Here is an 18,872-nt window from a genome sequence, read left to right on the forward strand (position 1 = left end):
GCATAGTAAAACCTATCTTAAACTTAACCTTTACTAATCGATTTATAAAATTACCACTCATTTTGAAACCTTGTATCGTTCTCACACGGATAACCATCCCTATCGCCATCCATTTTTGTGTTCGGGCAGTTATTTATAAAAAATACCGCCTCTGCACGTGAGGTCATTTGGCTGCAGTGCTGCCTGCCATCGCAGGTATAATTTTGCGTGCTTTTTGGAATAACGCTTTTTGGATATTGCTCGTCAAAAGTGGCTAAATCGGCGTTGGTAATAACAGGTGTGTTGTTATTAAATTGCTCGTTACTTTTATAATGGCTGTATTTATTAACTGCGACAAAACCAAGTACGGCGATAATACTAATTGAGGCTACTTTGCCTAAAAAGCTATCGGTAAAATTAGATTTAGCAACACGATGATGGTTTGATTTTTTAGGCGTGACTTTAAGTGCAGTTACGCCTTCTATCCGGCAATTAACGGCTTTGGTTTTGCCATCGGGCTGTGTAGCAACTTCAAAATAGATGGTGTCGCCCACTTTTGGCTTGCGGCTCATATGTTTGAGCGCTGAAATGTGTATAAAGGTGTCGTGCGCTAAGGTGTCTGATTTAATAAAACCAAAGCCCTTTTCGTCATTCCACGCTTTTAACAATCCTTTGTTCATGTATTTACCTGTGCTGATTAAGCTGCGATTACGCAAATTCCATTTAAGTTAAGAATCGTTAGTATACGTTCCTAAATTGCTACCACGCAACCAAATATTCATATTAGGTTAATTTAAACACACCAATTAGTTGGCAAAACACTTAACCGTATAGGGAAAATACCGATCTTTGAGCTTTAAAAAACAGCAAAAAATAGCCTGTTTTATTTTATAAATTACGGCCATTTGTCCTTTATTCTACGACAGCTAACTTTTGCGAAGCGATTAGCTTAACAGCTTGTTTACACTCGGTTTTGTTATTAGTTATTTCTATCTGAATTAAGCGTTTTTAGTGTGATTTTTCATTCGTTATTTACTTAATTTATCTATACAATCCACACCTTATTTTTACGTGCAATTTTCAAGTGATTATCTCATGCTATTAACCGTTGTTTATATTATTGGTATTACTGCAGAAGCCATGACCGGCGCACTTAGCGCTGGGCGAATGAAAATGGATTGGTTTGGCGTTGTACTGGTTGCCAGTGCAACAGCAATTGGTGGTGGCAGTGTGCGAGATATTTTACTTGGCAATTACCCGCTTACCTGGGTTCAGCACCCTGAATACCTTTTAATTACTTGTATAGCGGGCATTGTGACTACGTGGCTTGCTAAGTGGGTGGTTAAATTTAAAGGCATTTTTATGCGCTTAGATGCGCTAGGGCTTGCGGCGTTTAGCATTATTGGCTGCCAAGTTGGGCTAAATATGGGCCTGCACTATGGTATTTGTGTTGTGGCTGCGGTTGTAACGGGTGTTTTTGGTGGCTTACTGCGCGATTTAATATGTCGCCAAGCGCCGTTGGTATTACATAACGAGCTATACGCGAGTGTATCGTTACTTGTTGCCTGCTTATTCTTGGCACTGCACCATTACAATATTGATGACAATATCAGCATTATTGTAAGCCTTGTTGCAGGCTACTTAATACGTATGGCGTCAATTCGCTTTAAGTGGCGTTTACCTACCTTTAGTTTGTTAGAGCAGCACGCTAAATAAATTAGGCTTTAATAAATGATAAGGCAGGAATTAAACCTGCCTTAATTAATATAAGTATAAGTATAAGTAATAGCGCCTTACTTTATTGCTCGCTTACATCACTTAACGCGGTTTTTAACCCACTGTTATTTTGCTTAAGTACGCTAAAACTGCCGTCGGTTTCTAGCACTACAGCGGCTACATCATCTATGGCTAATATACCCGCACCACGAATGGCAGCGCGAATTTCTGATTTAGTTACCCGCTGCGATTTAAGTGCCGCCGTGCAATATTCTCCATTACTCAGCAATAGCGTAGGTTCTGCTTTTATAAGCGAAGCAAAGTTAGATGAGCGTACACTTAGCCACGTAATAAAATATTGCAGCCCTATTAACACAATAAACGCGAGCATGCCCTCTAGCAGCGCAACGCTTTTTGTAATAATCACCGAGGCTAAAATAGAGCCCAGCGCAATAGTGACAATAAAATCAAACACGTTCCATTTAGAAAGCGTACGCTTACCCGATATACGCAGCCAAAACACCAGCGCTACATAACCAAGTACGCCAATAATAAGTACGCGTATTAAGCCCTGCATATCATCAAAAAACATAGTTACTCCCTGTAGTTAAAATTACGTATAGCCTTTAGTTAAACCGTACATGCTTACAAATTAAAACTGTATGAATAAGATAGGCAATAGTAATTTAAAGCAGTTTAAATTTAGACGATGGTTGATTATGATAACTTAAGCATTATATCTAAGTTTTCGCTTCTTAATTTATACAAAGGATTACCATGTCTAGCTATAACGAATCGCCAGAGCAAATTGAACAGGCCACTAAAGGCTATGTGATGCAGCAAACTATGTTGCGTATTAAAGATCCCAAACCGTCGCTCGAGTTTTATCAAAACGTATTAGGTATGAAGCTGTTAGGTAAGTATGACTTTCCTGAAATGAAGTTTACGCTGTACTTTTTAGGCTACGAGCCAGAGCAGCCGCAAGGTGATGATAAAACCAAAGCTAAATGGGTATTTGGTCGCCCTGCACTAATCGAGCTTACCCATAACTGGGGCACAGAAGACGACGATAGCTTTGAGGGCTACCACAGCGGTAACCAAGAGCCTAAAGGCTTTGGCCATATTGGCATTAGCGTACCCGATGTATACGCTGCCAGTGAGCGCTTTGCAAAATACAATGTAGAATTTGTTAAAAAGCCAGATGATGGCTCAATGAAGGGCCTAGCATTTATAAAAGACCCTGACGGCTACTGGATAGAAATACTCTCACCAGAGGGCATTACCGATATTATTTTTGGTAAATAGCCTGAACGCTTAATAAACCGGTTACCACATACTAAAAAGCCAGCTAATTAGCTGGCTTTTGTGTTTTTAAATAAGAGTTAGCTTATTTACGCAGGGCGTCTATTCGCGCATCTAGCGGTGGGTGAGATGAAAACAGTTCAGCCATCCCTTTACCACTTGCTATACCAAAGGCCATCATTGAGCCTTGTAATTGCGACGGGTGGTTTTGCTTTAATCGCTCAAGCGCTGAACGCATTTTGTCTGCACCTACTAATTTAGCTGCGCCGCTGTCGGCTGCAAATTCACGCTTACGGCTGTAACTTGCTACCACTATGCTTGCAAGCACACCAAATACAACTTGGAATAACATATCGAATAAAAAGTAAGACCAGCTACTACCGCCCTCTTCTTCATCGCCATTTAAAAAGTTATCAACTATGCCTGCCAGTACTTTTGCGGCAAATATTACAAAGGTATTTACCACGCCTTGTATTAGCGTAAGCGTTACCATGTCGCCATTAGCAACGTGCGATACTTCGTGGGCAAGTACGGCTTCGGCTTGGTCTTGATTCATGTTATGTAATAAACCTGTGCTTACCGCCACAAGCGAGTTGTTTTTGCTTGGGCCGGTTGCAAAGGCGTTCATTTCTGGGCTGTCGTAAATTGCTACTTCAGGCATTTTTATACCTGCTTTTTGAGCTTGTGCTGATACCGTTTGTACAAGCCAGTGCTCGGTTTCGTTGCGCGGTTGTGTAATTACCTGTGCGCCAGTTGATTTTTTTGCAATCCACTTAGACATAAATAACGAAATAAACGAGCCACCAAAGCCAAATACAGAGGCTATAAGTAATATTCCGCCAAGGCTACGATGGCTTAAACCCAGCGCGCTCATTATTATTGAAAGCACTACACCTAATACCAACATAACCGCTAGGTTAGTTAATAAAAACAAAAATATACGTTTCATATTGTCCTCACAAAAATAGGTTTGCTCACCGAACATAAAATTAAACTAGGTTAAAGCAATCATTACGTGATGACACACTATGTCATCACGTTGAGGCTATTCTGTGACAAACTATGTCATAACGCAAGGGATATTTGCAGGTTTATTAATAAATTTTTTGGGGAGTTTAAAAACGGAGTAAAGAGTGGCGTAACGCAGTTATTAAACCTCGTTACGCCAATAAAAACAATTAGTTGCTGGTTATGCCGCTACTTGTAATGCAATTATTAATTGTTGCCATATCTGTAGGAAAACCGCGCTCTTTTGCGAGTAATTGTGCAACCTTGGTTATATCTGCATGGTTGTGTTGTTGAAGATACGTCCACTGGTGATGAGTACGATGCTCATTTATGCGCGCATCGTCGCTTATTAAGCCAAGTTTAGTAAATTCAGCCACTATTTCATCAGCAGCGATTAAGGTAGATGACGCTTTTACGTTTTCGGCACGTGCGTAGCTAATATGCGAATATAAGCTAACATCTGCGACGCGCAAGGTGTCGTCTTCTCCTGGGATTTGCTGGCCACCAAACAAGGCATTGTTTTGCGTGTTGGCGTTTTTAAATGCCGGAACAAACTCGGCGACATAATCAATCGCTTTTTGGCTACGTGCTTTTAGTACCCGCTGATCCCACCCATTGTTTATGTAATTTAAGTATTTAGCTGGCAATTGCGGCTGTGCACTTTGCTTGTTGGTATCGGCTAGGCCATCGTTAAACAAGGTAATTGAGTTGGTCATACCATGAATTTGATAATAGCCATTAGGATAAGGCGTTAGTTGTGCCATGCCCTCTGGCGTGCCACGGTTACCATAGATAATAATTTCCGGAATTTGCCCGCCAGCGCCTTGCCAATGCGTAATGTAAGAGGCTTTAAATTCGACCATACGTTTGGCCTCTACGCCTACCATGTCATCTACAATACCGGTTTGAAAGCCACAGGCATTAATAAGGTAGTCTACCTCTACTGTTTGCGTAGAGTCGCTTTGGTTGTTTTGGTATTCAATTTTCCAGGTTGGCGATTGGCTATTAGCACTGGTTTGCTCAGCTTGGCTGACTTGCTTTACCTCTGTGCTGGTAAGTACATTAGCGTGTTCGTACTGGGCAAGCGCAAGTTGGGCGCTGGCCGATAACCTAAATATATTCCACCCGTATTCTTGAGCAACAATTAGCGGGTATTTTACTTTGTTTAAGTTTAGGTGCTTAGCAACGGGGATCATCCACTCATCTAGCGTTTTAGGCTCTGCAACCTGCTCTTCTTTACTCAGCGCTATCATTTGCTCATGACTATACAGCTGGTAGTAATTGTCGGGCTCGCCAAGTACTTTGTTGTTAGGGTCTTGCTCTACTAACTCTTTATACGCGTTGGTGATTTTATTTAATCTTGGTAGTAAATCATCGGGTGAATCGTCATCGCGCGTTGGCACTGCAAACACGGTTGGGCGTACATCTATGGTATAGGGGTATAAGCGTAAAATATCGATACATTGCTTGAGTAAATCTATGCAGTCTTCGTCTGGTATTTCACGGTATAAATTACCTCCGGCGTGTAAATGGCACATAGGTGGGCCATCTATAAGTGACTTTTTTTTCTCAAAAATAGTGGTATGAATCCCTAGCGCTGCCAATCGAATAGCTATTGTTGCCCCTGCTGTGCCGCCACCTAAAATGCCCACACGGCTTTTAGGCTGAGCAATTGGCTTTACCTCGGGTTCCCCCGTTACCTGTGTGTTTTGAGCGAAGCGTTTAATGTATGGGTGCGTCATGTAGCGGTTTATTTCCTTAGTAACAATAGCTTTAACTTGTAATATGTGTACTAAAGGGGGTAATTTCAAGGCGTAAATACAATTAATAAGCTCATGTATTTTATATAAAAACTGCTTCGCATTTAAAAGCGCAAAGCAGCCACAATTAGCTCTGTATATTGAGGGTATTTAGTAAGGTTTTGTATATTTGTAGTTTAGGGGTTTGCTCGCTGTATGGGCTTATAGCCAAAATAGGAAATGGCAAGCGTGCCTTTAACGAATCAAGGTTAGCTTGGTATTCGTCCATATTTGGGTCTACTTGGTTGGCAATCCAGCCTACACAGTTAATGCCTAAACTTTGCATATGGGCAGCGGTAAGTAAAGCATGGTTTAAGCAGCCTAGTTTCATGCCTACTACTAAAATTACGGGTAGTTGCTCGGCCTTAACCCAGTCGTATAAATAATCGGTGTTATTAATTGGCAGTGCCCAGCCACCAGCGCCTTCGGTTAGGTGGTAATCGGCACCTTGTTGTTTAAGTGTTGAGTACGCTGTGCTTAGTTTATCGAGCGTAATATTAACCCCTACTTGCTCTGCGGCTATGTGCGGCGCAATAGGCGGCGCAAAGGCAAAGGGGTTTATTACATCGTATTTGGCACTTACCGTGGCGCTTTCCATTAGCATTAGTGCATCGGCGTTTACTAGCTGATCAAACGCCATTTCGCAGCCTGCGGCAAGTGGCTTAAAGCCAATTGCGTTTTTTTTATGTTGGGCAAGTAGCTTTAATAGCAAACTAGTCACGTGGGTTTTTCCGGCGTCGGTGTCGGTACCGGTAATAAAAAATTCTTTCATTTTACTGCCTTGATTAATTTTAGTATTAGCTACTCATGGCTTTTTTGTAATGATAACAATACCACATGGTAAGATACACACGCTTGATTGTTTAAAAGCGGATAGGCATTACATACCCGTTGTAGCGCCGACTTCGTTAATAACCCTTGGCGTGAATTAGCATGATTTTGCGTTGTAGCACCAATGGCTTTAATAGATTTGATGGCTTTTAATGGGCTTGAATAACAATCGGTATAAATTACTTTTTGCGAACTATTAATACTAAACCCTGCCTTTTGGACCGACCGGTTTATATAAGCGTGTGTATTAAAGGTATTTATATGGCTACGGTTATCAAGCGCTGCAAACGCTGTTTTAATTTCGTTAAGCGAACCCGCAACAACTGTGCTTATATAAGCCTGCCCGCCAGGCTTTAAGCTTTTATAAAGCGAATGCATTAATTTTTCAAAATTAGCCGACCACTGCACTGCAAAATTACTAAATATGGCGTCAATACTGTTGGCTTGTAGCGGCAGGTTATCCATATCGGCGCAAACTTTTGGGTTAGTTAATGCAGCGCTTTTAAGCATGTTTAAGCTTAAATCTATCGCAATCACTTGGCCGTATTGTTTGCTTAGCTGTGAGGTATTAACCAGTGGGCCAGCTCCTAAATCTACACAGCGCTTACTTTGGTTGCATGACTGGGAGCTTATTAATTTAAATAAATCGCTTGCTGCCTGTTTTTGTACATTGGCATGGCTGTTGTACTGCTCAGCTGCTTTAGAAAACTTATCATTCGCCCCCTTTTTAAGCGCTGTATGAGGGCGTACTTGCTCAGCACTTTGTATAAGCGCACGCTTTTGTGAAGCCCCATTTATAGGTAAAAGCGCTGGCTTTTTATTTAAAGCTTGCTTACTGTGGGTATGAGCTAAAGCCTGCGCAATCATGCTATTGCGCCTTTTAATTGCTCAACAAGTGCTGTTATATCTGCATGAGTATGCGCCGCTGTTAAGGTTACACGTAACCGCGCGGTATTGTGCGCAACCGTGGGTGGGCGAATAGCGGTTAGCCAAATACCCTGCTGTTTTAGCCTTTGTGCTGCGTGTAACGTTTGTTCGGCGCAGCCAAGTATAATGGGCTGAATAGCAGTGTTTGACTCCATTACCGCAATGGCATGTTGTTTACAAAGCTGCTTAAAAAAAGCAATGTTACTACTAAGCTGCTCGCGTTTAACATCTGCACATTTAATGGCTTGCAAGCGCGTAAGCGTAAGTGCAGCCATAAGCGGCGACATAGCGGTTGAATACGTGTAGTCGCGGTTAAACTGCAGCATGTAATTAATAAATTCATTATTTGCTAATACACAGGCTCCGCTGCTTGCTACTGCTTTTCCAAAAGTAATAACCAGTATATCGGGAAGTGCTAAGCCTTCATCTAATAATGCCTCACAGCTACCTAAACCGGTTTTACCTAGTGCACCAAAACCATGTGCATCGTCAATCATAAGCCAAGCATTGTGCTCTTTAGCTAAAGCAAGCAACTCTTTTATAGGGGCGGTGTCGCCATCCATCGAAAACACCCCCTCGCTAATAATTAGCTTATTGTGTGCTTTTGATTTTTCGAGCCGCGAACGTAAATGCTTTAAATCGTTATGGTTAAAGCGGATCAATGCGGCATTTGAGTGCATTGCGCCGTCAATCAAACTGGCGTGGTTGAGTTTATCTTGAAAAATTGCACTGTTTTGCGCAGCGTTTTTATCGTTAAACAGCGCTTTAATTACACTGCTATTTGCACTAAACCCCGAGTTAAACAACATGCCTGCCTCGTAGCGAAGCGCACTACATAAGTATTGCTCTAGCTGGTGTTGCTGCACCTGATACCCAGTAACTAAGGGTGAGCTGTGGCTACCGAGTACGTTGTTTTGCTCAAGGTTAATACTGCAATCACCAAAGCCTAGGTAATCATTACTGGCAAAATTAAGGTACGTTGCGTTATTTAACGTAATGGTACGTGCTGTAGCGCGCTGCACCACATGGCGTTTACGTAATAACGCATGTTGCTGTTGTTGCTGCAAATGCGTATTTAAAAATTCAAATGGCATAAAGGGTAAGCTTAGGCTTCGTAAAATAAGGCTGACGTTGCTTTATCGGCCACTTGCGATGACAGTGATGCGGCAACGGCTTCGTCTGAGTAGTCTTGGTGTTTTTCTGGGTTCATGCCTAATTTTTTAATTAGCTTCATGTCGGCATCGGCCTCTGGGTTTTCGGTAGTCAGTAGCTTATCACCATAAAATATTGAGTTAGCGCCTGCAAAAAAGCACATTGATTGCATTTGCTCGTTCATGGCGCTGCGACCTGCCGATAAACGCACATAGCTGTGTGGCATCATAATACGGGCAGTAGCTATAGTGCGTATAAATTCAAAATGATCTAAATCGTCTACGTTTTCAAGCGGTGTGCCTTTTACTTTTACCAGCATATTAATAGGTACGCTTTCTGGTTGTTGTGGTAAATTTGCCAGCTGCATTAATAAACCGTAACGGTCGCTTGCTTGCTCGCCCATACCGACAATACCGCCTGAGCATACTTTCATGCCGGCATCGCGTACGTGATCTATGGTGTTTAATCTATCTTCAAAGGTGCGCGTTGATATAATTTGCTCGTAATATTCAGGCGAAGTGTCAAGGTTATGATTGTAGTAATCAAGCCCTGCGCTACTTAGCTCATGTGCTTTTTCGTTGGTAAGTTTACCAAGCGTCATACAGGTTTCTAGGCCAAGTTCTTTTACTTCTTTTACCATTTTAGAAATATACGGCATGTCTCTGTCTTTTGGATCTGACCATGCTGCGCCCATACAAAAACGGGTTGCGCCTTTTTGTTTAGCTAGGCGTGCTTGCTCTACCACTTTTTCTACTTCTAGTAGGCGCTCGCGCTCTAAGTCGGTTTTATAATGCCCCGATTGCGGACAGTATTTACAATCCTCTGGGCAAGCCCCTGTTTTAATAGATAATAAAGTAGATATTTGTACTTCGTTAGGATTAAAATTAGCGCGATGAACCGATGCTGCTTTAAATAATAAATCGTTAAATGGCATTTCGAATAATGCCTTTACTTGGGCGTGGGTCCAATCGTGGCGAACAGGTGCAAGTTCCATAGTAGTCTCTTATTTTTCTCAGTGGTGATGTTGGATTAGTCTACGTCTTGAAGTACCATTGTCAACGAAACCCACCACGTTAAAGTTTACATATGAATAAAAAACAAACGATTGACCTTGATTTTGATCGTAACCATATTTGGCACCCTTACACATCAATGACACAGCCTATTCCGGTTTATCCTGTTACTCATGCAAATCATAATTTAATTTACCTAGAAACCGGCGAGCAACTCATTGATGGCATGGCCTCATGGTGGAGCGCAATTCATGGTTATAATCACCCGGTATTAAATAACACCATGATTGAACAAATTAATAGCATGAGCCATGTAATGTTTGGCGGCATTACCCATAACAGCGCGGTAGAGCTGTGTAAAAGGCTTATTACAATTACCCCAAAAAGTTTAACTAAGGTGTTTTTAGCCGATAGCGGCTCGGTAAGTGTAGAAGTAGCGATTAAAATGGCGCTGCAATATTGGTTAAGCCAAGGGTTTACACACAAGCAAAAATTAATGACACCGTATAAGGGTTATCATGGGGATACATTTGCCGCTATGAGCGTGTGCGATCCGGTTAATTCTATGCACAGTTTGTATAAAGGTTTTTTACCAGAGCATGTGTTTGTACCCGCCCCTGTAAGTAAATTTGATGGCGAGTTTAACCAAGCAGAAGCCCAAACGCTTGAACAATACTTTAAAACGCACCACCACGAGGTAGCCGCCTTTATTATTGAGCCCATAGTACAAAACGCCGGCGGCATGAACTTTTATCACCCCGCGTATTTAGCCTGCGTTCGTAAATTATGCACGCAATATAATGTATTACTGATTTGCGATGAAATAGCCACAGGGTTTGGCCGCACAGGTAAATTATTTGCTGTAGAGCACGCTAATATAGAGCCCGATATTTTATGTATTGGCAAAGCCCTTACCGGTGGCTCAATGACCCTTTCGGCCACACTAACCAGTGATAAAATAGCCATAGGCATTAGTGAAGGCGAAGCCGGCGTTTTGATGCACGGACCTACATTTATGGGCAACCCGCTTGCCTGTGCGGTTGCGTGCGCCAGTATAGATTTACTTTTGGCGCAGGATTGGCAACAACGCATTAGCGATATAAACACTCAACTACAACAGCTTAAAAAGTGCAATGAATTAGATGCGGTAGCCAATGTGCGTACCTTAGGCGCAATAGGTGTTGTAGAGCTAACTGATGCTGCTGGCAATGTAGATGTTGCTAAAATTCAAGCCTTTTTTGTAGAGCAAGGCGTATGGATTAGACCCTTTGGTAAACTTATTTACCTAATGCCCCCGTATATAAGTGACTCAGCCAGTATAAACACCTTATGTGATGCCATTTACACTGCAATTGCAGGTAAGCATTACTGCTAAGCGTTAAATTATACCTAAGAGGCATAGTCATTATTTGCCTGTTAGGTATTAATTTTGCTCAGGTTTTGAGCTTTGCATTGACGTATTTGTTATATTGATTTTAGTAAATATTACGGATATGATAATGTCTATCATTTACAATTACCTTTTCGGACTCTTTACTATGAAACACCTTTCTAAATCTGTAAAAACATTAGGTGCAAGCTTATTGTTAGCTTCTGCTTTTGTAACGCAACCGGCGCTAGCTAACGGCCCAATTGGTGAACACGTAAACCATTTACAAGAAAACATTAAAGACTATTCAGAAGAAGTTGAATGGATGGTTGGTAAAGTAGACACCATGGTAACTGACTACAGCAAAAGCGGTGCAAAGGCTGTAAACAGCGACGATTTAATTGAATATTGGGAGTCGGTTAAGTTTCACAGCGCTATTGAAACTAACTTTGTGCCTGTATATGCCTCAATTTGGCAAGGTATTTATGGTGTAAAAATGGCCATTGATAACAACAAGCCTGCCCAAGAAGTGCGCAATCAGCAAAAAGCCATGAACATAGCCTTGTGGCAAGGTCTTGGTGCTGTTAAGCTTGCGGCAAAATTCCAGCAAAAAGGCTTACTTGATACAGTTAAAGCCACTGCTACAGAAGGCATGACCCAAAGTGCCACCATTGACGAAATCAAGCACAAGCTTGACCGTGTTGTTGCTAAATTTGCAGAGCGCTTAAACGATGAAGCCACTGAAATTGTTCACGATACGTATTTACACCTTTTTGAAGGCGTAGAAGGTACGCTTATCGAACAAGATGCAAAACTAGTAGAAGTGCTGGAAAAAGATTTTAACGTAACACTACCGCAAACAATTAAAAGCGCTAAAAGCGTTGACGAAGTACGTGACGTGGTAAGTGATATGCACACTAAATTAGACCGCGCTAAAACGCTAATAGAAAAAGCGGAGAAGTCGCGTAAGGATGTTTTTTAAGTGAAGCGTAGGACCTTTATACAAGGCCTAGCTGCGTTAGGGGTTGTTGGCGCTTTGCCACTGCCCCTTTCTCGCGCACTAGCTGCCGATATAGCAAACCCAGTTTCTGTTGATAATTTACCAAAGCTTAAAGGTGATTTAACCTTATACCTAGGCCGTGGTGAAGGTGGTTTGTATGAAAATGTATTGCAAGCGATTCAGAAAAAAAATCCTGACTTTAACTTAGCTATTCGCCGCGGTCCGACTGCTGCACTTGCCAATACTATAGTGGCAGAGGCAAAGGCAGGTGTACGCCGCGCCGATTTATTTTGGGCGGTTGACTCAGGCGCTATTGGCCTAGTTACCGATGCAGGCCTTGCAAAGCCCCTACCGAGTGATTTATCTGCACAGTTACAACCGCAATTTAGATACGATCAATGGGCGCCGGTTACCGGTCGGATCAGAACATTGCCGTATAACACATCACGTTTAACTAAAGATCAAATTCCAACAAGCATAATGGAAATTGCAGATAGCGATTTATCAATTGGTTGGGCGCCTGCTTATGCATCGTTTCAATCGTTTGTTACCGCTATGCGTATTTTAGAAGGCGATGATAAAACCGCTAAATGGCTTAAAAAAGTTAAAAAGCGCGCTAAAACATACGCCGGTGAACTCGGTGTTGTAATGGCAGTAGAACGTGGTGAAGTAGATATTGGTTTTGCTAATCACTACTACACGCTGCGTCTTAAATCGGGTAAACCAGATGCTAAATTAGACTTAGCCTTTACCGAGCAAGATGCAGGTTGTTTAGTCAATGCCTCGGGTATTTTAACGCTAAACGATGACCCACTTGCTACTAACTTTATGCGTTACTTATTAAGCGAAGAAGTACAAGGTTATTTAGCCCGAGAAGCGTATGAAATACCGCTTGTTAATGGCATTACTCAACCGGCAGGCTTACCGTCGCTGAGTGACATATCTCCACCAAAGGTTGATTTAACTCAACTTGCGGATTTACGCCCCACCATCAACTTGATGCGCAACAACGGCGTTTTATAAATGCGAATACCTGCTTCTTACCCAATGGCGCTGCTTGCAGCGCTCATTACGATTACCCCTGTTTATATTTTAATTACCCTTGCTAGCGACACCAGTACCCTTTTTGACAGTCATAATTTAAAAATACTGGGCAATACGTTATCGCTAATGGGCTTAACCGTATTAGGCTCAATTCTGATTGGGGTACCACTGGCTTTTATAAGTGCTTATGTGCATTTGCCTTTTAAAAAAATATGGCTGGTGATTTTTGCCGCGCCCTTGGCTATTCCAAGTTATATTGGCGCATTTACTTTGTACGCTGCGTTTGGCCCAGGTGGTGAAATAAATAACTTACTTGGCTTTGAAACCCCACCCATGTATGGGTTAAGCGGTGCAGCCATTGTAATGACCTTGTATACCTTCCCTTTTGTAATGATGACTACACGCTCGTCATTGCTGAGTTTAGATGCCAGCATGGTAAATGCAGCGCGTACCTTGGGTATGTCGATGACACAAAGTGTGTTTAAAGTAATTTTACCCCGTGTAGTTAACGGTATTGCAGCGGGCTCATTATTAGTGGCGCTTTATACACTTTCAGACTTTGGTACACCCGCAATGATGCGCCTAGATACCTTTACCCGGGTAATTTACGTAGAATACAATGCGTTTGCATTAGGGCGCGCGGCAATGTTGTCGCTGCAATTAATGGTTATTGTTGGCTTTTTACTTTTAATAGAATCCCAAATAAAAACCGCCTCTGAACGACACGGCCGCCCACTGGTTTTATTTCCAACTAAATGGCAAATAACCGCAATGATTGCTGCGTTTGGCCCTATTTTATTGTTAGCTATTGGTTTACCGCTGGCGATATTTTTTGTTTGGTTAGCACGCGATGGTTACAGCAACTTTGACTTTAGCATAGCGTGGAACTCAGCGTACGCCTCAGCCATTGCAGCCATAGTGGCGGTTATCGTGGCTATCCCTGTTGCTCATGCCGCATTAAGCGGAAAAGCCGGCAGAATAATGGAGCGTGTTACCTATTTTGGTTTTGGTATTCCTGGCATTGTGATGGGTACCGCGCTGGTATATGGCGGCTTGCAACTCCCGTTTTTATATCAAACATTAGCGCTTCTGATTATTGCTTACATGCTACGATTTTTACCGCTTGCAGTTGGCTCTATTCGCACCAGTACAGAGCATTTAGATCAAAGCTTAATAAAGTCGGCGCGCGTATTAGGTGCAAGCCCGCGTGAAGCCTTTACTCGCATTACCCTGCCGCTAACAATGCGTGGTATTATTGCCGGTGCTGCATTGGTATTTTTAGAATCAATGCGCGAGCTTGAAGCAACGCTATTGCTAGGCCCGACCGGGTTCGAAACCCTTTCAACCTATTTATGGCGTGTGTACGAAGCCGGTTACTTTGGCCGTGCTGCCATTCCCGGATTATTGTTAGTGGTGATTTCTGCCTGTGGCTTAGCTATTATGATGTCTGGCGAAAAACGTAACCAACTAGAACATTGAGGATTTAAAAACAAATGCTATCTGTAAGCCAGTTGTCTATAGATTACGGCAGTAACCGTGTAGTAAGCGATTTAAATATATCGTTAGGTGAAAATGAAATTCTCATGCTAGTAGGCCCTACGGGCTGCGGTAAAAGTACAATATTGCAAGCACTTGCAGGGCTTATCCCCATTAGCGAGGGTGAAATAAACGTAGGCAAATGGCGCGCAACACCAAAACGTAATGTGCCCCCTGAAAAACGCAGTGTCGGTATGGTGTTTCAAGATTTTGCATTGTTTCCTCATTTAACGGTTGAGCAAAATATTTGTTTTAGATTAAAAGACACCGCCATTGCCGATCATTGGATTAAACTGCTTGGTCTAAATGATTTTAGAGCAAAAAAGCCAGCCACCCTCTCTGGTGGTCAAAAACAGCGCGTAGCACTTGCGCGTACACTTGCTCACCAGCCAGATTTTGTGTTACTTGATGAACCACTTTCTAACCTTGATGCCGCATTAAAAGATATGCTGCGCTGGGATATAAGAAACGCCCTAAAAGAAGCGGGAGTGCCTGCAGTATGGGTTACTCACGACCAAGAAGAAGCGCTTTCGGTAGGTGACCGTGTAGGTGTATTACAAAACGGTAAAATACAACAGCTCGACAGCCCTGAACAATGCTTTAGCATGCCAAACAACCGCTTTGTAGCACGCTTTTTAGGTGAGGCAAGCTTTATTGCTGGGCAGTTTGAAAATGGCCAAGCAACCACCAGTATTGGCGTAGCACCAGGCCAAGGTATAGACTGCGACAGTGGCGATGTAGATGTGTTGCTTCGCCCTGACGATGTACAACTTATTCAAAACTTAAATCAACCTAACGGTGAAGTTGTTTGGGTACGCTTTGAAGGTGGCAGCCGTTTATGTGCGGTTAAATTAAGCTGTAATACGCTCGTTACTAGCCGTGTAAGCCACGAGGTTGTGGTTAATCCGGGTGACAGCGTTCATGTATCTATTGTTACTACTCACCCGCTGGCTGTGTATAAAAAACAATAATTAAACTATGAGGTAGCTATGTCTAAACAGGGCCCTAATCCAAATAACCCTGCCCCTGTTGAGGGCTTTCCTCAGGTTGGCTTTTTAAAAAACTTTATTACCTCGCCTAATATAGTGGTGGGTGATTATACCTATTACGACGATCCTGACGGCCCTGAAAACTTCGAAAAAAATGTCCTTTACCATTTCGATTTTATTGGGGATCGAGAGGGTCTGTTTATCTTTCGAGATTAAATTTGCAGTAGTGTGTTTGGTTTTTAGACAAGGCAGAGCCTATGTAGTGTGGTTATTTCACATAAATAGGCGATAACGCAGCATAAAGACCAAACACGCTCTGCCCGAAGGGTTCTGCCTAGGGGCAATTAACTCTTTGTTGCTCCGTTTTCACTTAGCCCACTAGGTCACAAACCTCGCGCCGCGATTAAATTGCCACTAGTTTGAACAAATTTAAATCCTGAAAGGTATACAGACCCTTATTGGGAACTTTTGCGCCATAGCTAAAAATGTGACCTTTATAATGAACGGCGCTAATCATCAAACAGCGGGGTTTTCTACCTATCCATTTTTTATATTTGGCAACGGCTGGGAAAAATCGGCCCCGCAGGCTGGCGAGTTACCCTTTAAAGGCAATACGGTTATCGGTCACGATGTATGGATTGGTTATGACGCAACCATAATGCCAGGGGTAAATATTGGCAGTGGCTCTATCATTGCAAGTAAATCGGTGGTTACCTGCGATGTACCCCCTTATAGCGTGGTAGGTGGTAATCCGGCAAAAGTAATTAAGCCTAGGTTTGATAGCAACACAATAAATACGTTATTAGATATAGCTTGGTGGGATTGGAGCAATGAAAAAATCACTGCTCATCTAGATGCCATTACTCAATGTGATTTAAGCGCTTTAATAAAGCTTAAATAACCCATAAGTAACACTCACCTACCACTCAAACATGTACGCCATTTTACTAATGGTTTTTAAAGGCACGTTATGCGTGTTGCGCTTAGCGTATAAATGCTGCATAGACTTGTCTTTTACTTCACCAACAATAACTTCTTTAACTTGATAACCAAGTGCATGTGCTGCTTGAGAGTACGCAATAAACTCCCATTTTTTTATATTGGTGTTATCAACAATTACAAGCGGAATATTTTGCGCTAAAGCATTTATAAAGCGCGCTAAATTTAAATTATGATATTGCGGTAGTTTAAATTTATCAAAGTGATACTCGCCCTGTTCATTGACAAAGTAGTCATCGGTTGAACATATTAAATACTGGCTTGTATCTACTCCACCAAGCTCGTCGGCTAGGGTTTGTGCATAGTAAGACTTACCACTTCCTGGTAGCCCTCTTAAAATAAAAACTTGTTTCATAGCATCCATTTCTGGGTAATGGTAAATATTAAATAGTTAAAATTATGATGTGCTGATTTACCGGCTTAATTGTTACTTATTATTTCATCATTGTAAGCCATTAGAATAACGCTGAAGCAGTTAGCGCGCCCACTAGCTTACAAATTTTGCTCGGTGATTGAATAGCCTCAAGGTTGGCTAATTTCAATCCGTAGAGTCAACACGCAGTAATAATGCCACAAAATCACTAAATTTCAGAGCACCAAATAACAATAGTGGTAATTTAAAGCAAAAAACGCTTTAAAAGTAACCCACTTGCATAAAAACTTTTAAAGAGTTGCTCACAATAGTTTTTTTATTTTATTTAACTAGGTAAGATACACGGTTCAAGTTCAACGCACTAAATTTAACCGCTGCGTTGAGTAGTTAATATTATACAGTTAGGCAACTTATATCATTGGAGTGAAGATGAGCCATTTAGCGATTTCAGAGCTATTAAAAGGCAATGTTGCGGTAGACAGCCAAGTAACAGTAAAAGGCTGGATCCGTACACGCCGCGATTCAAAAGCAGGAATATCATTTTTAGCCGTTCATGACGGTTCGTGTTTTGATCCTATTCAAGCGGTAGTTCCTAATTCACTAAATAATTATGATGAAGTTACTAGCTTAACAGCCGGTTGTTCTGTATCGGTTACTGGTGTGTTAGTGCAATCTGCAGGTAAAGGTCAGTCATTTGAAATTCAAGCTAATTCTGTAACAGTTTTAGGTTGGGTAGAAAACCCAGATTCATACCCTATGGCTGCTAAGCGCCACAGCATTGAGTATTTACGTGAGCACGCTCACCTTCGTCCACGTACAAACATGATAGGTGCGGTAACACGTGTGCGTAACTGTTTAGCACAAGCAATTCACCGTTTTTACCACGAGCAAGGCTTTTACTGGATCAGCACCCCAATCATCACAGCCAGTGACTGTGAAGGCGCAGGTGAAATGTTCCGCGTATCAACACTTGATATGCAAAACTTGCCACGCACTGATAAAGGCGACGTTGATTACAGCGAAGACTTTTTTGGTAAAGAAGCCTTTTTAACGGTATCTGGCCAGCTAAATGGTGAAACATACGCATCGGCTATGTCAAAAATTTACACCTTTGGCCCAACATTCCGTGCAGAAAACTCAAACACGTCTCGTCACTTGGCTGAGTTTTGGATGGTTGAACCTGAAGTAGCATTTGCTGATTTAGAAGATATTGCAAAACTTGCTGAAAACATGCTTAAGTACGTATTTAAAGCGGTACTTGAAGAGCGCCGTGACGATATGGAATTTTTTGCACAACGTATCGAAAAAACAGCGATTAGCCGTTTAGAAGAGTTTGTAGAAAAAGACTTCGCCCAAGTTGATTACACTGACGCCGTAGAAATACTTAAATCATGTGGTAAAAAGTTTGAGTACGCCGTTGAATGGGGTGTAGATTTACAATCTGAGCACGAGCGCTACTTAGCTGAAGAGCACTTTAAAGCACCGGTTGTTATTAAAAACTACCCGCGCGATATTAAAGCGTTTTACATGCGCCAAAACGAAGACGGTAAAACCGTTGCCGCTATGGACGTTGTAGCACCAGGCATTGGTGAAATTATTGGTGGTTCACAACGTGAAGAGCGCCTTGATGTGCTTGATGCGCGTTTAGATGAAATGGGCTTAAACAAAGAAGATTACAGCTGGTACCGTGATTTACGTAAATACGGTAGCGTGCCACACTCTGGCTTTGGTTTAGGTTTTGAACGCCTAGTTGCTTATGTTACAGGTATGGGCAACGTACGTGATGTAATTGCCTTCCCTCGTACTAAAGGCAGCGCAACCTACTAATCAAATTA

Annotated in this window: 17 protein-coding genes and 2 pseudogenes; 10 read left to right on the forward strand and 9 right to left on the reverse strand. The window is 42.1% G+C overall.

Annotated elements, in window-relative coordinates; genetic code table 11:
• Nucleotides 1-50 precede the first annotated feature (50 nt).
• Nucleotides 51-659 (reverse strand): cold shock domain-containing protein, encoded by a 609-nt coding sequence (locus MTF68_RS02030; RefSeq protein ID WP_248461510.1) that lies wholly within the window; start codon nucleotides 657-659, stop codon nucleotides 51-53.
• Nucleotides 660-1,074: 415 nt separating this feature from the next.
• Here MTF68_RS02030 and MTF68_RS02035 point away from each other — a divergent pair, with 415 nt between their 5' ends.
• Nucleotides 1,075-1,695: a trimeric intracellular cation channel family protein gene (locus MTF68_RS02035; protein ID WP_058550084.1), complete on the forward strand. Its 621-nt coding sequence runs from the start codon at nucleotides 1,075-1,077 to the stop codon at nucleotides 1,693-1,695.
• An 82-nt stretch (nucleotides 1,696-1,777) separates the two neighbouring features.
• On the opposite strand, the gene MTF68_RS02040 is transcribed toward MTF68_RS02035, so the two are convergent.
• Entirely contained in the window at nucleotides 1,778-2,287 is a 510-nt protein-coding gene (locus tag MTF68_RS02040) for a YetF domain-containing protein (RefSeq protein WP_248461511.1), read from the reverse strand.
• Between the two features lie 185 nt (nucleotides 2,288-2,472).
• Between MTF68_RS02040 and gloA the strand changes: the two genes are divergently transcribed.
• Nucleotides 2,473-3,000 (forward strand): lactoylglutathione lyase, encoded by a 528-nt coding sequence (gloA, locus tag MTF68_RS02045; protein WP_248461512.1) that lies wholly within the window; start codon nucleotides 2,473-2,475, stop codon nucleotides 2,998-3,000.
• A gap of 82 nt (nucleotides 3,001-3,082) precedes the next feature.
• On the opposite strand, the gene htpX is transcribed toward gloA, so the two are convergent.
• The 6 genes from htpX to bioB form a co-directional block, all read right to left on the reverse strand.
• Nucleotides 3,083-3,946: a protease HtpX gene (htpX, locus tag MTF68_RS02050; protein ID WP_024033579.1), complete on the reverse strand. Its 864-nt coding sequence runs from the start codon at nucleotides 3,944-3,946 to the stop codon at nucleotides 3,083-3,085.
• A gap of 229 nt (nucleotides 3,947-4,175) precedes the next feature.
• The gene (locus MTF68_RS02055) at nucleotides 4,176-5,747 is read right to left on the reverse strand and encodes an FAD-dependent oxidoreductase (protein WP_248461513.1); all 1,572 of its coding nucleotides are present in this window, start codon (nucleotides 5,745-5,747) and stop codon (nucleotides 4,176-4,178) included.
• Between the two features lie 145 nt (nucleotides 5,748-5,892).
• A complete protein-coding gene (bioD, locus tag MTF68_RS02060) occupies nucleotides 5,893-6,576 on the reverse strand; it encodes a dethiobiotin synthase (protein WP_096739629.1) in 684 nt (227 codons plus the stop codon).
• A 29-nt stretch (nucleotides 6,577-6,605) separates the two neighbouring features.
• A complete protein-coding gene (locus tag MTF68_RS02065) occupies nucleotides 6,606-7,502 on the reverse strand; it encodes a methyltransferase domain-containing protein (RefSeq protein ID WP_248461514.1) in 897 nt (298 codons plus the stop codon).
• Nucleotides 7,499-8,656, reverse strand: a complete 1,158-nt coding sequence (locus tag MTF68_RS02070; protein WP_248461515.1) for an 8-amino-7-oxononanoate synthase — start codon at nucleotides 8,654-8,656, stop codon at nucleotides 7,499-7,501. Before MTF68_RS02070 ends, MTF68_RS02065 begins: the two co-directional genes overlap by 4 nt.
• Before the next feature lie 11 nt (nucleotides 8,657-8,667).
• A complete protein-coding gene (gene bioB / locus MTF68_RS02075) occupies nucleotides 8,668-9,708 on the reverse strand; it encodes a biotin synthase BioB (protein ID WP_004586639.1) in 1,041 nt (346 codons plus the stop codon).
• Between the two features lie 92 nt (nucleotides 9,709-9,800).
• Here bioB and bioA point away from each other — a divergent pair, with 92 nt between their 5' ends.
• The 7 genes and pseudogenes from bioA to MTF68_RS02110 form a co-directional block, all read left to right on the forward strand.
• A complete protein-coding gene (gene bioA / locus MTF68_RS02080) occupies nucleotides 9,801-11,102 on the forward strand; it encodes an adenosylmethionine--8-amino-7-oxononanoate transaminase (protein WP_248461516.1) in 1,302 nt (433 codons plus the stop codon).
• Between the two features lie 163 nt (nucleotides 11,103-11,265).
• Nucleotides 11,266-12,078 (forward strand): hypothetical protein, encoded by an 813-nt coding sequence (locus tag MTF68_RS02085; RefSeq protein WP_248461518.1) that lies wholly within the window; start codon nucleotides 11,266-11,268, stop codon nucleotides 12,076-12,078.
• Nucleotides 12,079-13,119, forward strand: coding sequence for an extracellular solute-binding protein (locus MTF68_RS02090; protein WP_248450965.1), 1,041 nt, complete (start codon nucleotides 12,079-12,081; stop codon nucleotides 13,117-13,119). It begins immediately after the preceding gene.
• Entirely contained in the window at nucleotides 13,120-14,619 is a 1,500-nt protein-coding gene (locus MTF68_RS02095) for an iron ABC transporter permease (RefSeq protein ID WP_126007128.1), read from the forward strand. It abuts the gene before it with no gap.
• A gap of 14 nt (nucleotides 14,620-14,633) precedes the next feature.
• On the forward strand, nucleotides 14,634-15,647 hold the full coding sequence (locus tag MTF68_RS02100) for an ABC transporter ATP-binding protein (protein ID WP_004586644.1): 1,014 nt from the start codon (nucleotides 14,634-14,636) through the stop codon (nucleotides 15,645-15,647).
• An 18-nt stretch (nucleotides 15,648-15,665) separates the two neighbouring features.
• Nucleotides 15,666-15,854 (forward strand): annotated as a pseudogene (locus MTF68_RS02105) (chloramphenicol acetyltransferase); the annotation flags it as partial.
• A 265-nt stretch (nucleotides 15,855-16,119) separates the two neighbouring features.
• Nucleotides 16,120-16,566, forward strand: a pseudogene (locus MTF68_RS02110) (CatB-related O-acetyltransferase); the annotation flags it as partial.
• A gap of 18 nt (nucleotides 16,567-16,584) precedes the next feature.
• Here MTF68_RS02110 and MTF68_RS02115 read toward each other — a convergent pair.
• The gene (locus MTF68_RS02115; RefSeq protein ID WP_004586647.1) at nucleotides 16,585-17,019 is read right to left on the reverse strand and encodes an ATP-binding protein; all 435 of its coding nucleotides are present in this window, start codon (nucleotides 17,017-17,019) and stop codon (nucleotides 16,585-16,587) included.
• Between the two features lie 447 nt (nucleotides 17,020-17,466).
• Between MTF68_RS02115 and asnS the strand changes: the two genes are divergently transcribed.
• Nucleotides 17,467-18,864 carry an asparagine--tRNA ligase gene (asnS, locus tag MTF68_RS02120; protein ID WP_024033570.1) on the forward strand — a complete coding sequence of 466 codons (1,398 nt, stop codon included), beginning with the start codon at nucleotides 17,467-17,469 and terminating at the stop codon, nucleotides 18,862-18,864.
• The last annotated feature ends 8 nt before the right edge of the window (nucleotides 18,865-18,872 follow it).

The sequence above is a fragment of the Pseudoalteromonas sp. 2CM37A genome, assembly GCF_023161885.1.
Classification (GTDB): domain Bacteria; phylum Pseudomonadota; class Gammaproteobacteria; order Enterobacterales; family Alteromonadaceae; genus Pseudoalteromonas; species Pseudoalteromonas atlantica.

What these genes read in the sequence shown, in the direction of transcription:
- MTF68_RS02030 (WP_248461510.1), bottom strand. Translation starts at nt 659, where the DNA reads ATGAACAAAGGATTGTTAAAAGCGTGGAATGACGAAAAGGGCTTTGGT.
- MTF68_RS02035 (WP_058550084.1), top strand. Translation starts at nt 1,075, where the DNA reads ATGCTATTAACCGTTGTTTATATTATTGGTATTACTGCAGAAGCCATG.
- MTF68_RS02040 (WP_248461511.1), bottom strand. Translation starts at nt 2,287, where the DNA reads ATGTTTTTTGATGATATGCAGGGCTTAATACGCGTACTTATTATTGGC.
- gloA (WP_248461512.1), top strand. Translation starts at nt 2,473, where the DNA reads ATGTCTAGCTATAACGAATCGCCAGAGCAAATTGAACAGGCCACTAAA.
- htpX (WP_024033579.1), bottom strand. Translation starts at nt 3,946, where the DNA reads ATGAAACGTATATTTTTGTTTTTATTAACTAACCTAGCGGTTATGTTG.
- MTF68_RS02055 (WP_248461513.1), bottom strand. Translation starts at nt 5,747, where the DNA reads ATGACGCACCCATACATTAAACGCTTCGCTCAAAACACACAGGTAACG.
- bioD (WP_096739629.1), bottom strand. Translation starts at nt 6,576, where the DNA reads ATGAAAGAATTTTTTATTACCGGTACCGACACCGACGCCGGAAAAACC.
- MTF68_RS02065 (WP_248461514.1), bottom strand. Translation starts at nt 7,502, where the DNA reads ATGATTGCGCAGGCTTTAGCTCATACCCACAGTAAGCAAGCTTTAAAT.
- MTF68_RS02070 (WP_248461515.1), bottom strand. Translation starts at nt 8,656, where the DNA reads ATGCCATTTGAATTTTTAAATACGCATTTGCAGCAACAACAGCAACAT.
- bioB (WP_004586639.1), bottom strand. Translation starts at nt 9,708, where the DNA reads ATGGAACTTGCACCTGTTCGCCACGATTGGACCCACGCCCAAGTAAAG.
- bioA (WP_248461516.1), top strand. Translation starts at nt 9,801, where the DNA reads ATGAATAAAAAACAAACGATTGACCTTGATTTTGATCGTAACCATATT.
- MTF68_RS02085 (WP_248461518.1), top strand. Translation starts at nt 11,266, where the DNA reads ATGAAACACCTTTCTAAATCTGTAAAAACATTAGGTGCAAGCTTATTG.
- MTF68_RS02095 (WP_126007128.1), top strand. Translation starts at nt 13,120, where the DNA reads ATGCGAATACCTGCTTCTTACCCAATGGCGCTGCTTGCAGCGCTCATT.
- MTF68_RS02100 (WP_004586644.1), top strand. Translation starts at nt 14,634, where the DNA reads ATGCTATCTGTAAGCCAGTTGTCTATAGATTACGGCAGTAACCGTGTA.
- MTF68_RS02115 (WP_004586647.1), bottom strand. Translation starts at nt 17,019, where the DNA reads ATGAAACAAGTTTTTATTTTAAGAGGGCTACCAGGAAGTGGTAAGTCT.
- asnS (WP_024033570.1), top strand. Translation starts at nt 17,467, where the DNA reads ATGAGCCATTTAGCGATTTCAGAGCTATTAAAAGGCAATGTTGCGGTA.